The following is an 18,258-nucleotide window of genomic DNA, read 5'->3' as shown; positions in this document are numbered from 1 at the left end:
CGTGGATATTCTGTGCTCTCGAACATGAGCGAACGTGACTTTACCCATGCGTTCCGCACGGCGTTCTGATGACACTCGTGACTGTTCCACCCCTTAGCGCCCTGGAAATCTCTCTGCCACGCCGAGCGGAGAGGGGACGCCATGGACAAGCGGTACGAGGTCTACTGTCTGGCCGACAGGCACTTCTACGAGACCCCGGACCGGCTGTCGTCCAAGGGCGCCTCGGGCGCCGTCGAGTTCCCGGTGGCGGGCCGACCCGTCCCCGCCGGGTGGCGCTCCGGACGCATCGGCGACTGGCTGTCCCTCGTCCCGCTGGGCGACGACGGGACCCCCGTACCCGCACCGCAGCAGGGCTGGAAGATCCACGTCTCCGCGACCCTGCAGAACGCGGACCGCGTCGCGTCGACCGTCTGGGACCACTGCGTCCCCCGCCGCATCCCCTTCAAGTTCGTACCGGCCAAACACCTGCTGCACCTGCGCAACAGCAAGTACGCGGGCCGCGACCACAGCGGCAAGGCCGTCACCGTCTACCCGGCGGACGAGGCGCAACTGCAGGAAGTCCTCACCGACTTGGGGGACCTCCTCGAGGGCATCGAGGGTCCCTACATCCTCACCGACCTGCGCTGGCGGCAGGGCCCGCTGTACGTCAGGTACGGCGCCTTCACCCGGCGCATGTGCGACAACGGCAAGGGCACCTTGGTGCCCGCCATCGAGGACGCCGAGGGGCAGCTCGTGCCCGACCCCCGCGACCCCGCCTTCAAGGTCCCCGAGTGGGTGACGCTGCCGCCCTTCCTCGAACCGGCGCTCGCGGCCCGCAACAAGACCACCGTCTCCGACCTGCCGTACCGCATCGAGAAGGCCCTGCACTTCTCCAACGGCGGCGGTGTCTACGCGGGTACCGACACCCGCGACGGCCGCAAGGTCGTCCTCAAGGAAGGCCGCCCGCACGCGGGCCTCGCCTCCGACGGCGCCGACGCCGTGGCCCGGCTCGAACGCGAGAAGGCCGCCCTGGAGAAGCTCTCCGGACTCGGCGTGGCCCCCGAGGTGCGCGACTGGTTCCTCCTCGACGGCCACCGCTTCCTCGTCATGGACTTCCTCGAAGGGTCCACCCTCAACTCGTTCTTCGCCCACCGGCACCCGCTGTGCACCAGCGAACCCGACGCCGCGGCCATCTCCGAGTACACGGCCTGGGCGCTGCGCATGCACCGCGCCGTCGAGGACGCCGTCACCGCCGTGCACGAGCGGGGCGTCGTCTTCAACGACCTGCACCTCTTCAACATCATGGTCGCGCCCGACGAACAGTCCGTCTCCCTCCTCGACTTCGAGGCAGCGGGCGCCGTCGGCGACACGGGCCGCCAGATCGTCGCGCACCCCGGATTCCTCGCGCCGCCCGACCGCACCGGCGTCGACATCGACCGGTACGCCCTCGCCTGCCTGCGGCTCGCCCTGTTCCTGCCGATCACGTCGCTGCTCTCCATCGACCGGGGCAAGGCCGCGCACTTCGCCCAGGTGATCGCCGCGGAATTCCCCGACGTGCCCGAGGAGTTCCTGGCCGAAGCGGTGGCGGAGATCGAGCACGGCCCGCGCGGCAGGACCGGCGCCACCCGGCGGACGGCCGGGGCGACCGCGCCCCTGGTCGACCCCGCCGACTGGCCCTACAGCCGCGACTCGATGGTCAAGGCCATCCTCGCCTCGGCCACCCCCGAACGCGACGACCGGCTCTTCCCCGGCGACATCGCCCAGTTCTCCGACGGCGGCGGACTCGGCATCGCGCACGGCGCGGCCGGTGTGCTGCTCGCGCTCGCCGAGAGCGGCGCCGAACGCTACGAAGAGGGCGAACGCTGGCTCCTCGCACACACCGCACCGACCCCGCTCGGCACCCCGCTCGGGCTGCACGACGGAATCGCGGGCATCGCCCACGTACTCGACCGGCTCGGCCACCGCACCCGCGCCCTCGACCTCGTCGGCCTCGTCCTGGCCGAGAACTGGGAGCGGCTCCCCTCCGACCTGTACGGCGGCCTCGCCGGACTGGGCCTCGCCCTCGACGGCCTCGCACGGAGCACGGGCGAGAGCGACCTCGCACGCCACGCGGAGCGGGCCGCCGAACTCCTCGGCGAACGCCTCACCGCCGAGTACGCCGAGGGCACGGAAGGCGCCCCGAAGATCGGCCGCCGCAGGGCAGGACTGCTGCGCGGCGCCACCGGACCCGCACTGCTCTTCCTGCGCCTGTACGAACGGACCGGCGACCCCGCACTCCTCGACCTGGCGGCCCGCGCCCTGCGCACGGACCTCGCCCAGTGCGTGACCCACAAGGACGGCAGCCTCGCCGTGAACGAGGGCTGGCGCACCATGCCCTACCTCGGCGAGGGCAGCGTCGGCATCGGCATGGTCCTCGACGACTACCTCGCGCACCGCGACGACGCCGACTTCGAGGCGGCACGCCCCGGCATCCTGGCCGCCGCGCGCTCACGCTTCTGCGTACAGCCGGGCCTGTTCCAGGGCCGGGCGGGCCTGCTGGCCCACATGAACCGCAGCACCGCACCGGGCATCACCCCCGAGGACGTCGCGGAGCAGGTCGAGGAACTCGGCTGGTTCGCGATGTCGTACGCGGGCCAGCTGGCCTTCCCCGGACACCAGATGCTGCGCCTGTCCATGGATCTCCACACCGGGACGGCGGGCTGCCTCCTCGCACTCGCCGGAGCGCTCGGCGACGACGGAGCGCACGTCCCCTTCCTGCCGCCCCTGCGGCCCCAGAGCCGGTCCCGCCTCACGGCGGGGTCGTGACACAACCCCATAAAGGGCAGTCAACTCCCCCAAGAGAGAGGGAAGTTTCATGGCACTCCTCGACCTGCAGAGCATGGAATCCGACGAGATGACGGGTGGCGGCGGCCACGGTGGCGGCGGCAGCCAGGTCAGCCTGCTGCTCTGCTGGAGCGACGCCAGCGTCCTCCTCTGTCTCTGACTGACGCCTGACCGCAGCACCTGAGCGGCACGGCAACGCAGGCCCGGGCGGCACCCCGAAAGGGGCCCGCCCGGGCCCACCACCGAGGTGACGGAGATCCGGACCGCATGGCGACGACGACCACCCGTCCGCAGCACCCGCGGCAATCCGCGGCAGGTACCCGCCTGCTGGGCACCGCGACCCGGTACAGCGCCGCACGCTGCACGGTCCTCGCCCTCTGCGCCGTCGCCGGATCGGGCGCCACCCTGCTCCTGCCGCTCGCGATCGGCCGCGCCCTGGACGCCGTCCTCACCGGCCACCTGACCGGCGGCGGCACCGACGCCACCCGCTGGATCCTCGCCTGCGCCGCGCTGATCGGCGCCAGCGCACTCCTGGACGCCGTCGACGGCGTCCTCACCGGCACCACCAACGCCCGCACCACCGCCTGGCTGCGCGGCCGCGTCGTACGCCACGTCCTCGCCGTCGGCCCCCGCACCACCGCGCGCTTCGCCCCCGGCGACCTGGTCGCGCGCCTCATCGACAACGCGGCCCACGCGGGCGTCGCCCCCACCACCTTCGCCGCCCTCCTCGCCGCCCTGGTCACACCCCTCGGCGCGATCGTCGCCCTCGCCCTCATCGACGGCTGGCTCGCCGTGGCCTTCGTCGCGGGCGCACCCGTCCTCTTCCTGCTGCTGCGGGCGTTCGTCCGCGTCTCCTCCGACTGCGTGGCCCGCTACCAGCACGTCCAGGGGGACATCGCGGGCCGCCTGAGCGAGGCGGTCGGCGGCGCGCGGACCATCGCGGCGGCGCACACCGAGAACAAGGAGGCGGCGCGGGTCCTGCGGACGCTGCCCGAACTCGCCCGCCAGGGACACCGGATGTGGCGGGTCCAGGGCCGCTCCCAGGCACAGGCCGTCGCCGTCGCGCCGCTGCTGCAGCTCGCGGTCGCCGCGGTGGCGGGCCACCTGGTGCTCCAGGAGCGCATCAGCATCGGCGACCTGCTGGCCGCGTCCCGGTACGCGGTGCTCGCCACCGGTGTCGGCATGCTCGTCGGACAGCTCGGCGGCCTGGTGCGGGCGCGGGCCGCGGCCCGGCGCCTGGGCGAGGTACTCGCGGAGCCCGAAACCGTGCACGGCACGGCCGGACTCCCGCCCACCGGCGGCCTGTTGGAGCTGCGCGGGGTCAGGGTGAGCCGCGGCGGACGCACCGTCCTCGACGGCGTCGACCTGACCGTGCCCGCGGGCGGCACGGTCGCCGTGGTCGGCCGGTCGGGCGCGGGCAAGTCCCTGCTCGCCTCCCTGGCCGGACGGCTGACCGACCCCGACGAAGGAGTCGTACGCCTCGACGGCGTCCCACTGGGCTCGCTCGGCCGCGAGGAGCTGCGCCGCGAGGTCGGCTACGCCTTCGAGCGGCCCGCGCTGCTCGGCGACACCCTGGAGGGCACGATCGGCTTCGGCGCCCCGCGCCCGGCACCGGAACGCGTCCGCGAGGCGGCCCGCGCCGCCCGCGCCGACACCTTCATCACCCGCCTCCCCGACGGCTACGCCACCCGCTGCGCCGAAGCGCCCCTGTCCGGAGGCGAGGCCCAACGCCTCGGCCTGGCACGGGCGTTCGCGCGCGGCGGCCGACTCCTGATCCTCGACGACGCGATGTCGAGCCTGGACACCGTGACGGAGCACCACATCGCCGAGGCCCTGCTCCGCCACACCCCGCACCGCAGCCGCCTGATCATCGCCCACCGCGCGGCGACGGCGGCCCGCGCGGACGCGGTGGCCTGGCTGCACGAAGGCCGGATCCGGGCGGTGGGCACGCATGCGGAGCTGTGGGAGCGGCCGGAGTACCGGGAGGTGTTCGGCGCGTGAAGCGTTCCGGGGTGCAGCTTTCCGGTGTGAAGCGTTCCGGCGTGCGGCCTTCGGCCAGGCCGGGCCCGTACCGCAGGGGCGTGCGCTTCCTGCGGCGCAGGTGGCCGGTGGTACTGCGGCTCGTGCTCTGGTCCGTGCTGGAGACCGGGCAGACGTTCCTCACCGGGTACGCCCTCGCGCACGCCCTGGACGACGGGTTCCTCGACGGGAACGAGGCGGTCGGCCTCGGCTGGCTCGGCGCGGCCGCACTCGGTGTGGTGATCGCCGCCTACGGCACGGGGAAGGTGTACCGCGCCGTCGCCGACCTGGTGGAACCGATGCGGGACTCCCTGGTGCGGCAGGTCGTCGGGCGCGGCCTGCGCGATGCGGACGGCGCCGCCGTGTCCCGGCTGACCCAGCAGGTGGAGATCGCGAGGGACACCTTCGCGGGCCTGGTGCTGGTGTCCCGCTCCTTCGTCTTCACGGCGGCGGGCGCGCTGATCGGCCTGTTCTCGCTGGCCCCCCTGCTGCTTCTGGTGGTCGCGCCGCCGCTGCTCGCCGGGATCGCCCTGTTCGTGGCGACGCTGCGGCCGCTGGCCCGCAGGCAGGAGGAGTTCCTGGTCGCGGACGAGGAGCTGGCCGGTCAACTGGGCGTCGTGTGCCCGGGGTTGCGGGACGTGGCGGCGGCGGGCGCGGAACAGGGCGTGGCCGAGGACCTGGACCGGGGCGTCGCCACGGAGTACGCGGCGGCCGGTGCGCTCGCCCGCTGGGGCATCCTGCGCACGGTGGCGCTGGCGACCGGCGGCCAGCTCCCGCTGGTCCTGCTCCTTGCCACGGGCCCCTGGCTCCTGGACAACGGAGTGACGCCGGGTGCCCTGGTCGGCGCCCTGGCCTATGTCACCCAGGCCCTGCTCCCCGCCCTCCACAACCTGGTCCACGGCCTGGGCGCGAGCGGCTCCCGCCTGGTCATCGTCCTGCGGCGCCTGACGTGGGACCCGCCGGAGACGGCCGAGATCCCCGAGGGCGAGGCGCCCCGGGCCGGTACACCCCAGGGCGAGATGCCCGCCCCCGCCCTCCGCCTCTCCTCCCTCACCTTCGCCTACGGCCCCCACGCCGAGCCCGTCCTCAACGACCTGGATCTCACCCTCGCCAGGGGCGAGCACCTCGCCGTCGTCGGACCCAGCGGCATCGGCAAGTCCACCATGGCCGGAATCGTGGCTGGGCTGCTCGTACCGGACGCGGGAGACGTGCGCGTCGACGGGCTTCCCGTGCGGGGAGAGGGGGCCGTGGGGCGGCGCGTACTCATTCCTCAGGAGGCGTACGTCTTCACCGGGACCCTCCGCGACAACCTGGGCTATCTGCGGGAGGACCCCGTTCCGGAGCGGGAGATGCTCGCCGCCGCCGAGGTGGTCGGTCTGGCCCCGCTGATCGAGCGGCTCGGCGGACCGGACGCCGAGCTGGCGCCGGACGAACTGTCCGCGGGGGAACGGCAGTTGATCGCGCTGACCCGCGCCTACCTCTCGTACGCCCCGCTCGCGATCCTCGACGAGGCGACCTGCCACCTCGACCCGGTGGCGGAGTCCCGCGCCGAGCGGGCCTTCGCGGCCCGCCCGGGCGGCACTCTGGTGGTGATCGCCCACCGCATCAGTTCGGCCCGCCGGGCCGACCGCGTCCTGGTGATGGACGGGGCGCACGCCCTCTGCGGTCACCACGACGAGCTGCTGGAACGTTCCCCCCTCTATCGGGACCTCAATGGCGCGGGCGAGTGGGGTTCACACCCACCCCTCGCCCTGCGAGATCCGTATCGCGTCGATCCTGTTCCGCGCCCCGGTCTTGCGGGTGATCGCGGCCATGTAGTTGCGCACCGTTCCGTTGGACAGATGGAGGCTGTTCGCGATCTCGGCGACCGACGCACCCCCGGCGGCGAGTGAGAGCACGCTCAACTCGCGTCGGGTGAGCGGCATCTGCGCCGCCTTGAGGAAGCCGAACCCCAGCGAGTCGTCGACGAACCGACGGCCCGCCGCCACCTGCCTTATCCCCGCGAGCAGCCGTTCCGGCGCGCTCGCCTTGTTCACATAACCGAGGGCGTCCGCTTCCGCCGCCCGCCGCAGCTGGCCCGGCCGGTTGGCGGTGGCGAGCACCAGCACCCGGCAGCCCCTCCCCAGCGCCGACGGCCCGGTCAGTTCGCCGAGCGGTGCCTGTGCGTAGGCCGCCTCGTCATCGAGGTCCACCACACACAGGTCCGGTCGTACGTTCCGTTGCCGCCGACGCGCGTGTGACCACGGCGCGTGGAACACCTCCAGATCCGGCTCGCGGGCGAGTTGCTCCGCCAAAGCCATTCTCAACAGACAGGCGTCGTGCACGAGAAGAACCCGGATCACGCTCTGCCCCTCCAGCTCCCCGCCCCGGTTGCGCCGTTCAAGCACGCAGACCATTCATAGCGGCGAGTACCCCGGTCGTGACGCAGAGAACTGGCCAACGGGGAGGGCAGGGGCGCATTTGCCATACGCCTGTGCGCCCCCTGTGCGTCGGACAGGTGACGGACGACTTATGGGCAGGGCGGCGCCGACAGGCTATGCGCGCGGCTCGGCCGTGAGGTCGATGAGTCGGCACACCGTCTCGATGTCGATCTTCACCTGGGCGATGGAGGCCCGGCCCGAAAGCCAGGTGATCAGCGCCGAGTGCCAGGTGTGCTCGATGACCCGCACCGCGGACAGCTGCTGCGCGGTCGGCGTCTCCGTCAGCCCCATCGCGTCCAGGATGATCGCCGTCGTCAGCCGCGACACCGTGTCGACCTCGGGGCTCACCGAGCGGTCCGCGAAGGTCAGCGCCCGCACCATCGCGTCCGCCAGATGCGGCTCGCGCTGCAGCGCACGGAAGGCCCTCATCAGCGTCTCGGCGACCCGCTCGGCGGGCGTCTCACCGGCGGGCGGGCGCTTGCGGATCGTCGTGTGCATGTGCTGGAGCTGGTCCTGCATGGTGGCGACCAGCAGATGGACCTTGGAGGGGAAGTAGCGGTACAGCGTGCCCAGGGCGACGCCCGCGGCCTCGGCGACCTCCCGCATCTGCACGGCGTCGAAACCGCCCCGGCTGGCCAGTTGGGCGCTGGCGTGCAGGATGCGGCGGCGGCGCGCCTCCTGGCGCTCGGTGAGGGGCGGCGCCGCAGGGTTCGCCGTCCTGACTTCCGCTGTCATGTCGATGCCCCTCCGAATACGCCTCGCGAGATCGCACAGCATGGCAGGGAGCCCGTCGTGGCGCGAATCACCTGATCCGGGCCTTACACCTCGCCTACCTGCCGGTAGATTCAAAGCTCGTTCAGCGATCATTCAGCGATCAAGTCTGAAACTTGTTCTAGATTACCGTCCCGGCGTAACCTCGCGGAGAACTGCAGGGAGAAGGGGGCCGAGAGTGACCGCTGAGGCCATGGAAGCGGGCCCCCGAAAGGGCTCTGGCGGCGACGGCGAGCGCCCGCTGCGCATCGCTCTCCTCACGTACAAAGGGAACCCGTTCTGCGGGGGACAGGGCGTCTACGTACGCCACCTCTCCCGCGAGCTCGCCCGGCTCGGCCACAGCGTCGAAGTGATCGGCGCGCAGCCCTACCCCGTCCTCGACGAGGGCGCGGGCCTCGAAGGACTCAAGCTCACCGAGCTGCCGAGCCTGGACCTCTACCGCTCGCCCGACCCCTTCCGCACCCCCAAGCGCGACGAGTACCGCGACTGGGTCGACGCCCTCGAAGTGGCGACGATGTGGACCGGCGGCTTCCCCGAGCCCGTCACGTTCAGCCTGCGCGCCCGGCGGCACCTGCGCGCCCGGCGGGGCGACTTCGACGTCGTGCACGACAACCAGACCCTGGGGTACGGCCTCCTCGGCGACCTCGGCGCGCCCCTCGTCACCACGATCCACCACCCCATCACCGTCGACCGGCAGCTGGAGCTGGACGCCGCGCCCGGCTGGAAGCGCCGCGCCTCCGTCCGCCGCTGGTACGCGTTCACCCGCATGCAGAAGCGCGTCGCGCGCCGCCTCCCCTCGGTCCTCACCGTCTCCGGCACGTCCCGGCAGGAGATCGTCGACCACCTCGGCGTCCGCGCGGACCGCATCGACGTCGTCCACATCGGCGCCGACACCGGCCTCTTCTCGCCGGACCCGGCCGTCCCCGAAGTGCCCGGCAGGATCGTCACCACCTCCAGCGCCGACGTCCCGCTCAAGGGGCTGGTCCACCTCGTCGAGGCGCTCGCCAAGGTCCGCGCCGACCACCCCGGCGCCCACCTCGTCGTCGTCGGCAAGCGCGCCGAGGACGGCCCCGTCGCCCAGGCCATCGAGCGCCACGGCCTCGAAGGCGCCGTCGAGTTCGTCAAGGGCATCACCGACGCCGAGCTCGTCGACCTCGTCCGCTCGGCGCAGGTCGCCTGCGTCCCTTCGCTGTACGAGGGGTTCTCGCTCCCCGCGGCGGAGGCGATGGCCACCGGCACCCCGCTCCTCGCCACCACCGGCGGCGCGATCCCGGAGGTCGCGGGCCCCGACGGGGAGACCTGCCTCGCCGTCCCGCCGGGCGACGCCGGAGCGCTGGCGCACGGCCTGAACCGGCTGCTCGGCGACGGCGACCTGCGGGCCAGGCTCGGCACCGCGGGGCGCGCACGCGTCCTCGCCAAGTTCACCTGGGCCCAGGCCGCCAAGGGCACGGCCGACCGCTACCGCGAGGCCATGGACCGCTCCGCGGCCACGCATCCCGGCCGCGCCGCGGCCACCACGACGTACTCGACGCACTCCGGGAGCCATCGCTGATGCTGACCGTCGACTTCACCCGCTTCCCGCTCGCCGCGGGCGACCGCGTCCTCGACCTGGGCTGCGGCGCGGGCCGGCACGCCTTCGAGTGCTACCGGCGCGGCGCGCAGGTGGTGGCCCTCGACCAGAACGCCGAGGAGATCCGCGAGGTCGCCAAGTGGTTCGCCGCGATGAAGGAGGCCGATGAGGCGCCCGCGGGCGCGACGGCCACCGCGATGGAGGGCGACGCGCTCAACCTCCCCTTCCCCGACGAGTCGTTCGACGTCGTGATCATCTCCGAGGTCATGGAGCACATCCCCGACGACAAGGGCGTCCTCGCCGAAATGGTGCGCGTCCTGAAGCCGGGCGGCCGCATAGCGGTCACCGTCCCGCGCTACGGCCCGGAGAAGGTCTGCTGGGCCCTCTCGGACGCCTACCACGAGGTCGAGGGCGGCCACATCCGCATCTACAAGGCGGACGAACTCCTCGACCGGATGCGGGAGTCGGGCCTCAAGCCCTACGGCACGCACCACGCGCACGCACTGCACGCGCCGTACTGGTGGCTGAAGTGCGCGTTCGGCGTCGACAACGACAAGGCGCTGCCCGTGCGGGCGTACCACAAGCTCCTGGTCTGGGACATCATGAAGAAGCCGCTGGCCACCCGGGTCGCCGAGCAGCTGCTCAACCCCGTCGTCGGCAAGAGCTTCGTGGCGTACGCGACCAAGCCGCACCTCCCCAAGGCCTCCGCCGACGCCGCGGCGGCCGCCAAGTGACGAGCCCGGAGCGGACCGAACACCTCGTCCTGCCCGGCGTCCTGACGGCCGATCAGGCCGTGGCGACGGTGCGCGGCATCCTCGCCGTGCAGCGCGAGGACGGCGCCATCCCGTGGTTCCGCGGCCACCACCTGGACCCGTGGGACCACACCGAGGCCGCCATGGCGCTGGACGCGGCGGGCGAGCACGCGGCCGCCGAGCGCGCCTACGACTGGCTCGTGCGCCACCAGAACCCGGACGGCTCCTGGTACGCGGCCTACGCCGACGGGGATCCGCACGACGTCACCGACCGCGGCCGCGAGACCAACTTCTGCGCCTACCTCGCGGTCGGCGTCTGGCACCACTACCTCTCGACCGGCGACGAGGCGTTCCTGGACCGCATGTGGCCCGCCGTGGTCGCCGCCGTCGAGTTCGTGCTCGGGCTCCAGCAGCCGGGCGGGCAGATCGGCTGGAAGCGGGAGCCGGACGGCACCCCGGTCACCGACGCGCTCCTGACCGGCTCCTCCTCCATCCACCAGGCGCTGCGCTGCGCCCTCGCCATCGCCGAGCAGCGCGAAGAGCCGCAGCCCGACTGGGAGTTGGCCGCGGGTGCGCTCGCACACGCGATCCGCCACCACCCCGAGCGTTTCCTCGACAAGAACCGCTACTCGATGGACTGGTACTACCCGGTCCTGGGCGGCGCGCTGACCGGCGTGGCGGCCAAGTCCCGCATAGAGGAGGGCTGGGACCGCTTCGTCGTGCCCGGCCTCGGGGTGCGCTGCGTGGTGCCCAACCCGTGGGTCACCGGCGGCGAGAGCGCCGAACTCGCCCTCGCCCTCTGGGTGTTGGGGGAGTCCGACCGCGCCCTGGACATCCTGCAGTCCCTCCAGCACCTGCGCGACCCGGAGTCGGGCCTGTACTGGACGGGCTACGTCTTCGACGACGAGGCGATCTGGCCCGCGGAGCTCACCACCTGGACGGCGGGCTCACTCCTGCTCGCCGTGGCGGCCCTGGGCGGCGACGAGGCGACCTGCGCGGTCTTCTCGGGCGAAGGGCTGCCGCGGGGCCTGGACCCCGACTGCTGTGAACCGCCTGAGTAGCTTCAGCAGCTTCAGTAGCGGCGCAGGCGGCCCGCGAGGGCGTGGCCGATGAACAGGTAGACGACGGCCGCGAGGCCGTAGCCCGCGACGACCCGGGCCCAGTCCTCGTCGAACGTGAAGAGGTCGTGGGACCAGCCCGCCAGCCACCGGGCCGCGTCGTGGATGAACTGGACGAGGTCGTTGGCGCGGTTCGCGTCCAGCAGGTACATCAGGATCCACAGGCCGAGGATGGCGGCCATGACGTCGGCGACGACGACGATCACCCGTGCCGCAGTGCTTCCGTGGGAGTTCCGCGTGGGAGACATGGTTACCGGGTACCGGGGAGAGCCCCGTTGAAACCCGTACGGGGGAGCCCCGGTGGCGTGGTGCGGCGGCCGGGGTGAGGCTGCGGAGAGGTCCGCGCTCTCCCACGGGCCGCTCAGCTCCCGTCTGGAGGCCCCCGTCGTGCCCAGCCCCGTACCCGTCCGCCGTGCCGCGGTCTCCCTCACGCTCTGCGGCACCCTGCTGGCCGGTGCGACGGCCTGCGGCAGCAGCGGTGAGAGCACCGCTTCCGCGGCGGCGCCGTCCGCCAGCAGCAGCGCCGAGAAGCAGAAGTTCGCCAAGACCCGCTTCGTCGCCAACGCGGGCCTGGCCGCGGGGGCGACGTACCAGTGGATCGTGAAGCCCTACCGCGCGGGCAAGTTCAAGAAGGGCGCGGGCGGCCGGAAGTTCGCCCTGATCAAGGCGGGCCTCGCGGGCGCGTTCACGTACAACAGGCTCAAGGCCGCGACGAAGAACGCGAAGGGCGACCCGACCCTCTCCAAGGCCGTGGCCCCGCTGACCTCCGGCATCGACGCCCTGAAGGACCTGCCGTCCAAGCTCCGCAAGGGCGAGGGGACGGACTCGGTGGTGAACTCCTTCGACGACATCATCAAGGACATCAAGGGCGCGGGCAGCAGCGCGGGCGCTGAGGTGAAGGACAAGGTGCCGTCTGCGGGAGACCTGACCAAGAACTAGGGCCCTTCTCCCTAGGAGTTGAGCTCGGCCAGGACCCGCAGCGTGTGCGGGTCCGGGGCGAGCACCAGCAGGTCCGTCACCGGACCCTTGCGCCACAGCTCAAGGCGTTCCGCGATCCGCGCCCGCGGCCCGACGAGGGAGATCTCGTCGGCGAAGGCGTCGGGCACCGCGAGGACCGCCTCCTCCCTGCGCCCCGCGAGGAACAGCTCCTGGATGTGCCGGGCCTCGGCCTCGTATCCCATGCGCGCCATCAGGTCGGCGTGGAAGTTGCGGGCGGAGTGCCCCATCCCGCCGATGTAGAAGCCGAGCATGGCCTTCACGGGGAGCAGGCCCTCGGCCACGTCGTCGCAGACCTTGGCCCGGGCCATCGGGGCGATCAGGAAGCCCTCGGGGACGTCGGCGAGCGACGCCTCGTACACGTCCGTCCGCAGCGGCGACCAGTACAGCGGCAGCCAGCCGTCCGCGATCCGTGTCGTCTGCGCGATGTTCTTCGGACCCTCGGCGCCGAGCAGGAGCGGCAGGTCGGCGCGGAGGGGGTGGGTGATCGGCTTGAGGGCCTTGCCGAGTCCGGTGCCGTCCTCGCCGTCGTACGGGTGGGAGTGGAAGCGTCCCGCCAGCTCCACGGGTCCCTCGCGCCGCAGGACCTGGCGGATCACCTCGACGTACTCGCGCGTCGCGGTCAGCGGCGACCTCGGGAAGGGCCTGCCGTACCAGCCCTCGACCACCTGCGGCCCGGACAGCCCGAGGCCGAGCATCATCCGCCCGCCGGAGAGGTGGTCCAGGGTGAGCGCGTGCATGGCGGTGGTGACGGGGGAGCGCGCCGCCATCTGTGCGACGGCCGTACCGAGCTTGATCCGCGAGGTCTGCGCGGCGATCCAGGTCAGCGGCGTGAAGGCGTCCGAGCCCCAGGCCTCGGCGGTCCACACGGAGTCGTAGCCGAGCCGCTCGGCCTCCTGGGCCAGGGCGACGTGTCCGGGGTCGGGGCCGCGCCCCCAGTAACCGAGTGCGAGCCCGAGCCGCATAGGCCTGCCTCCCTGGTGAAGTGAACTGACGGTGTGTCAGGTTGGGTCGTAGGGGAGGGACTGTACGACAACGGCCCCCCGCCCGGAAGGGGCGAGGGGCCGCGGTACCGCGAGTGCGTGGGGTCAGCCGCGCTGGATCCCCGTGGTGTCCTGCAGCACGCCGCGACGGCCGTCCTGCGTCTGGGCGACCAGGCCGGGACCGCGCTGCTCGACGGCCAGGTACCAGGTACCCGGAGCCAGCTCGGCGATCGGCGTCGGCGAGCCGTCCTCCGCGTACAGCGGACGCGGCACCGGCACGGCGAACCAGAACGGCGAGAAGTCACCGGCGGGCTGCGCCTGCGCGGGCGGCGGGGTCTGCCCGGCCTGCGGCTGCGGCTGCCCACCGAAGGACTGGCCCTGCGGCTGGCCCGGCTGGCCGCCGTACGGCGCACCCGGCTGCGGCTGACCCGCACCGGCGCCCGGGTAGCCGTAGCCACCCTGCGGCTGACCGCCGTAGGGCTGCGGGGCCATCGGCTTGGGGGCGCCCATGAGGGGGGCCTTCAGCGCAGGAACGATCAGCCCGGCGACCGCACCACCGGCGAGCACCAGCGCGGCGATCAGACCGAGGATGAGGCCGACACCGGCGCTGGGGGTGGACTCGGAGGGGGCGCCGTCGAAGAAGAAGCCGTAGGACTGGTCGGCGTCGAAGATCGCACCGAGCGAGCTCCATGCGGAGGCGACGGCGAAGGCCACGCCGAGCTGGCCGAGGTCCAGGCCCGCGACCTTGCTCGGCTGCGGCAGGGCGCGGCCGACGACGATGAGAGCCGCTCCGATGATGCCGAGCAGGTACACGCTCAGCAGCAGGTTGCCGTTCTCCCACGCGTTGGGGAGCTTGTCGCCGTCGACACGAGCGATGTCAAGGGTGTCGAGGAACGAGGCGATGAAGAGCAACACCGCTGCTCCGATCACCACGCCGTCGCCTCGAGTGAGGGAGCGGAAATTCACTTCAGGGTCCTTCGTCAGTCGTCTCGTCAGTGGAGGCGTCGCTGTCGCCGTAGTCGCGGTCGTGTCGCGGTGCGCGAAGCGCGGGGGTGGCCCCTCATCGTAGGGAGGACAATATCGTCAGTACGCGCGGGGTGTCTGCTCGGGATAAAGACGTCCACGCTTCATCGCGAAGACGTTCACCTCTACTTCCGCAGGAACCCCGTGATTCCCTCGGAAATGCCCTGCGCGGCCTTCTGGCGCCACGTGCCGCTCGTCAGCAGGGCCTCGTCCTTCGCGTCCCGCATGTTCCCGCACTCGATGAACACCTTGGGGACGGTGGAGAGGTTGAGGCCCCCGAGGTCCCTGCGGGTGTCGAGGCCGGTGCCGCCGCCGATGTAGTTCGAGGGGGCGCTGCCCGTCGCGCTCACGAACTTCCCGGCGATGCGCTCGCCCAACTCCTCGGAGGGGCCGACGATCGCCGAGGTGTCGGCCGAGCCCGACCTCACCTTTCCCGGCATGATCACGTGGTAGCCGCGGTTGCCCGCGCCGGAGCCGTCGGCGTGGATGGAGACCACCGCGTCGGCGTGCGCCTTGTTGCCGATCTGGGCCCGCTCGTCGACGCACGGCCCCCAGGGGCGGTCGTCGTCCTGGGTGAACTTGACCGTGGCGCCCTGATTCTGGAGGAGCGTCCGCAGCCGTCGGGAGACGTCCAGGGTGAATTTCGCCTCGGTGTAGCCGTGATTGGTGGACGTCCCCGTGGTGTCGCACTCCTTGTGGTTCGTCCCGATGTCGACCTGGCGGTTGATCTCCGAGGCGTGGCGGAAGTTTCCGGGGTTGTGGCCGGGGTCGATCACGACGACCTTGCCTTTGAGGGGGCCGCTCGCGGCGGGGCCGCCACCGGGCGGCTTCGTGGCCGAATCGTTGTGGTCGGCGTCCCCGCCCTTGCCGTCCTTGTCGCCCTTGTCCTTTTCCTTGCCCTGATCGGAGGCCTTGCTTCCGGATGGGGAGGGCGTGGTGGAGCCGGGCGACGCGTCCTGTCCGGCGGACGCGCTCGCCGATGCGGGCAGCGATCTCGCCGGTTCGTTCCCGTCGGGCCCGCTCGTGGCCTGGTAGACGAGCCAGCCCGCGAGACAGGTCGGCACCAGCGCGGCGACGGCCACTGTCACGGGGCGGCCGATGCGGCGCCTGGGCGGCTGGGAGGGATCGAATTCCGGACCTACGTACGACACGGGGGCGAGCCTATCCGCGAGGTCGGGCCCCTCGCTCCTGTTGAGGTCAGATACCCGTCGCTCCCGCTGAGGTCAGATTCCCGCCCCCGTGCGCCGCAGCACGCGCAGCGAGTCCGCCACCGCGACCTCCGTGAACGCGCCGGACTCCAGAGCCCTGAGGTAGACGCGGTACGGCGCCTGCCCGGTCATGATGTCGACCGGGTCGGGGAACACGTCGTGGATGACGAGCAGCCCGCCCTCGGCGACGTGGGGCGCCCAGCCCTCGTAGTCGGCCGTGGCGTGCTCGTCCGTGTGGCCGCCGTCGATGAAGACCAGGCCGAGCGCGCCGCCCCACGCCTTCGCCACCTGCGGCGAGCGGCCGACGACCGCGATCACGTGGTCCTCCAGGCCCGCCCTGTGCAGCGTGCGGCGGAAGGTGGGCAGCGTGTCCATGCGGCCGACCTCGGGGTCGACCGTCTCCGGGTCGTGGTACTCCCAGCCGGGCTGCTGCTCCTCGCTGCCGCGGTGGTGGTCGACGGTGATCGCGGCCACCCCGGCCTGCCGGGCCGCGTCGGCGAGCAGGATCGTGGAGCGGCCGCAGTACGTGCCGACCTCAAGGAGCGGCAGGCCGAGCGCGGCGGCCTCCGTCGCGGCCGCGTACAGCGCGAGCCCCTCGCCGCGCGGCATGAAGCCCTTGGCGGCCTCGAAGGCGGCGAGAATCTCCGGCTTGGGCTCGGCGAAGGCGGCCATGGGTTCCTCCAGGTCGTACGCGTGTGGGCAGGTGTTTGCGCGTATGTATGGGGTCGTACGCATGTATGGCCGCCCATGATGCACGGCACCCCCGTCACCGGAGTGACGGGGGTGGGTGGTCCGTGCCTGCCTCAGGCCGGTACGTCGCTGCTGCCGGGCAGCAGGAGGTCCAGCTCGACGGGGCGGTCCTGGCCGGGGTGGGCCGCCGCCGACGCCAGCGGGCCGTGGCCGGTGGCCCGCACCGCGAGGACGTACGAACCGTCGCCGGGCACGGCCAGCTCGTACCGCCCGCCGTCGTCCGTGAGCGCCGCGCCCGCCTGGCGGCCGCTGCGGTCGATCAGCGTCACCTTCGCGCGGGGGACGGGCGTCCCGTCCGCGCCCCGCACCAGCCCGTGGAAGCCCGCGAGCACCTGGACCGCGCGCTCCAGGTTCGCGTCCTCCTCGCTGCTGGCGCGCAGCTGCAGGGCGGCCGGGCGGCGCGCCGAGGGCAGCATGAGCGCGAAGAGCAGACCGATGGCGACCGCGCCCCCGGCGATCAGGAACGAGACGCGGAAGCCGTGCATGGTCGGCACGGCGACGCCGCCGACGTGGTTCGCGGTGTTGGCCAGGACCATGCCGATCACGGCGCTCGACACCGAGGTGCCGATCGAGCGCATCAGGGTGTTGAGGCCGTTGGCCGCGCCCGTCTCGGACGGGTCGACCGAGCCGATGATGAGTGCGGGCAGCGAGGAGTAGGCGAGGCCGATGCCCGCGCCGAGGAGCACCGCGATGACGATGGTCTGCCAGGCGGCGCTCATCAGGCCGAGCCCGGCGCCGTAGCCGATCGCGATGATCAGCATGCCGAGGATGAGGGTGACCTTCGGGCCGTACTTCGCCGACAGACGGGCGTAGACGGGGGCGGTGAACATCATCGTCAGGCCGAGCGGCATCACGCACAGGCCCGCCACGACCATCGACTGGCCGAGGCCGTAGCCGGTCGCCGTCGGCAGCTGGAGGAGCTGGGGCAGGACCAGCGAGACGGCGTAGAAGGCGACGCCGACCATGATCGAGGCGAGGTTGGTGAAGAGCACCGAGCGGCGTGCGGTGGTGCGCAGGTCGACCAGCGGGGCCTTGACGCGCAGCTCCATCACGCCCCACAGGACGAGGACGGCGGCCGAGGCACCGAAGAGGCCGAGCGTGAGGGGGGCGCTCCAGCCCCAGTCGCTGCCCTTGGTGATGGGCAGCAGGAAGAGGACGAGTCCCACGGAGAGGCCGAGCGCGCCGAGCACGTCGAAGGTGCCCTCGGCGCGGACCGGGCTCTCGGGGACGAAGGCGAGGGTCAGCAGGATCGAGGTCACGCCGAGACCCGCGGCGCCGAAGAACAGGGCGTGCCAGTCGGCGTGCTGCGCGGTCAGTGCGGCGACGGGCAGGGCGAGGCCGCCGCCGACGCCGATGGAGGAGCTCATCAGGGCCATCGCGGAGCCGAGCTTCTCGCGGGGCAGCTCGTCGCGCATCAGGCCGATGCCGAGCGGGATGGCGCCCATGGCGAAGCCCTGTAGCGCGCGGCCCACGATCATCACGACGAGATCATCGGTGAAACCGCAGATCAGGGAGCCAACGACCATCACGGCGAGGCTGCTGAGCAGCATCTTCCGCTTGCCGTAGAGGTCGCCGAGGCGGCCCATGATCGGAGTGGAGACGGCGCCGGCGAGGAGGGTCGACGTCATGACCCAGGTGGCGTTCGACGGCGAGGTGTTCAGCAGCTCCGGCAGGTCCTTGATGACCGGCACGAGCAGGGTCTGCATCACCGCGACGACGATGCCGGAGAAGGCGAGCACGGGGACGACCCCGCGTATGCCGCGCGGTTTGTTCGTCGACATCGACATCGACATTGCTTGGGGCCTCCGGGGCGGAAGGTCGGGCTCGGCAGGAGCGGGAACGTATG

General features: G+C 72.3%; 15 protein-coding genes and 1 pseudogene. 8 read left to right on the top strand and 8 right to left on the bottom strand.

The features are described from left to right. The first annotated feature begins 141 nt into the window (after positions 1 to 141). The 4 genes from lanKC (at position 142) to AC068B_RS01850 (ending at position 6,713) form a co-directional block, all read left to right on the top strand. A complete protein-coding gene (gene lanKC / locus AC068B_RS01865; RefSeq protein WP_478668341.1) occupies positions 142 to 2,784 on the top strand; it encodes a class III lanthionine synthetase LanKC in 2,643 nt (880 codons plus the stop codon). Between the two features lie 49 nt (positions 2,785 to 2,833). After that, positions 2,834 to 2,962 carry a SapB/AmfS family lanthipeptide gene (locus AC068B_RS01860; RefSeq protein WP_356261748.1) on the top strand — a complete coding sequence of 43 codons (129 nt, stop codon included), beginning with the start codon at positions 2,834 to 2,836 and terminating at the stop codon, positions 2,960 to 2,962. A 107-nt stretch (positions 2,963 to 3,069) separates the two neighbouring features. Then, positions 3,070 to 4,803, top strand: coding sequence for an ABC transporter ATP-binding protein (locus AC068B_RS01855; protein ID WP_478668339.1), 1,734 nt, complete (start codon positions 3,070 to 3,072; stop codon positions 4,801 to 4,803). Between the two features lie 80 nt (positions 4,804 to 4,883). Beyond that, on the top strand, positions 4,884 to 6,713 hold the full coding sequence (locus tag AC068B_RS01850) for an ATP-binding cassette domain-containing protein (RefSeq protein ID WP_478669208.1): 1,830 nt from the start codon (positions 4,884 to 4,886) through the stop codon (positions 6,711 to 6,713). Here the strand turns inward: AC068B_RS01850 and AC068B_RS01845 are convergent. Both AC068B_RS01845 and AC068B_RS01840 read right to left on the bottom strand, forming a co-directional pair. Then, positions 6,639 to 7,121: pseudogene (locus tag AC068B_RS01845) on the bottom strand (LuxR C-terminal-related transcriptional regulator); the annotation flags it as partial. The gene AC068B_RS01850 and the pseudogene AC068B_RS01845 sit on opposite strands and share 75 nt — an antisense overlap. Before the next feature lie 234 nt (positions 7,122 to 7,355). After that, positions 7,356 to 7,976: a TetR family transcriptional regulator gene (locus AC068B_RS01840; protein ID WP_478668338.1), complete on the bottom strand. Its 621-nt coding sequence runs from the start codon at positions 7,974 to 7,976 to the stop codon at positions 7,356 to 7,358. 214 nt (positions 7,977 to 8,190) lie between these two features. On the opposite strand from AC068B_RS01840, the gene AC068B_RS01835 reads away from it, so the two are divergent. The 3 genes from AC068B_RS01835 to AC068B_RS01825 are packed head-to-tail and all read left to right on the top strand — an operon-like array spanning position 8,191 to position 11,395. Then, positions 8,191 to 9,564 (top strand): glycosyltransferase family 4 protein, encoded by a 1,374-nt coding sequence (locus AC068B_RS01835; RefSeq protein ID WP_478668336.1) that lies wholly within the window; start codon positions 8,191 to 8,193, stop codon positions 9,562 to 9,564. Beyond that, positions 9,564 to 10,316 (top strand): class I SAM-dependent methyltransferase, encoded by a 753-nt coding sequence (locus AC068B_RS01830; protein ID WP_478668335.1) that lies wholly within the window; start codon positions 9,564 to 9,566, stop codon positions 10,314 to 10,316. The genes AC068B_RS01835 and AC068B_RS01830 overlap by 1 nt, the downstream gene beginning before the upstream one ends. Beyond that, a complete protein-coding gene (locus AC068B_RS01825; RefSeq protein WP_478668334.1) occupies positions 10,313 to 11,395 on the top strand; it encodes a prenyltransferase/squalene oxidase repeat-containing protein in 1,083 nt (360 codons plus the stop codon). The genes AC068B_RS01830 and AC068B_RS01825 overlap by 4 nt, the downstream gene beginning before the upstream one ends. A gap of 11 nt (positions 11,396 to 11,406) precedes the next feature. On the opposite strand, the gene AC068B_RS01820 is transcribed toward AC068B_RS01825, so the two are convergent. After that, positions 11,407 to 11,700 carry a hypothetical protein gene (locus tag AC068B_RS01820; RefSeq protein WP_356261730.1) on the bottom strand — a complete coding sequence of 98 codons (294 nt, stop codon included), beginning with the start codon at positions 11,698 to 11,700 and terminating at the stop codon, positions 11,407 to 11,409. Positions 11,701 to 11,839: 139 nt separating this feature from the next. Here AC068B_RS01820 and AC068B_RS01815 point away from each other — a divergent pair, with 139 nt between their 5' ends. Then, the gene (locus tag AC068B_RS01815) at positions 11,840 to 12,391 is read left to right on the top strand and encodes a hypothetical protein (protein WP_478668332.1); all 552 of its coding nucleotides are present in this window, start codon (positions 11,840 to 11,842) and stop codon (positions 12,389 to 12,391) included. A gap of 11 nt (positions 12,392 to 12,402) precedes the next feature. Here the strand turns inward: AC068B_RS01815 and AC068B_RS01810 are convergent, their stop codons facing one another. From AC068B_RS01810 to AC068B_RS01790, 5 genes are all read right to left on the bottom strand, one after another. Continuing rightward, the gene (locus AC068B_RS01810) at positions 12,403 to 13,413 is read right to left on the bottom strand and encodes an LLM class F420-dependent oxidoreductase (protein ID WP_478668331.1); all 1,011 of its coding nucleotides are present in this window, start codon (positions 13,411 to 13,413) and stop codon (positions 12,403 to 12,405) included. Positions 13,414 to 13,536: 123 nt separating this feature from the next. Beyond that, positions 13,537 to 14,397, bottom strand: a complete 861-nt coding sequence (locus AC068B_RS01805; RefSeq protein ID WP_468559653.1) for a hypothetical protein — start codon at positions 14,395 to 14,397, stop codon at positions 13,537 to 13,539. Between the two features lie 182 nt (positions 14,398 to 14,579). After that, a complete protein-coding gene (locus AC068B_RS01800) occupies positions 14,580 to 15,605 on the bottom strand; it encodes an N-acetylmuramoyl-L-alanine amidase (RefSeq protein WP_478668329.1) in 1,026 nt (341 codons plus the stop codon). Between the two features lie 72 nt (positions 15,606 to 15,677). Further along, a complete protein-coding gene (locus tag AC068B_RS01795) occupies positions 15,678 to 16,334 on the bottom strand; it encodes a class I SAM-dependent methyltransferase (protein ID WP_478668328.1) in 657 nt (218 codons plus the stop codon). 131 nt (positions 16,335 to 16,465) lie between these two features. Then, complete coding sequence (locus AC068B_RS01790; protein WP_478668327.1) at positions 16,466 to 18,199, bottom strand: MFS transporter; 1,734 nt, start codon at positions 18,197 to 18,199, stop codon at positions 16,466 to 16,468. Positions 18,200 to 18,258: the final 59 nt, after the last annotated feature.

Source organism: Streptomyces sp. NPDC042371 (genome assembly GCF_056437465.1).
The sequence above is the reverse complement of the archived record's forward strand: the minus strand, read 5'-3'. Positions and strand labels throughout refer to the sequence as shown.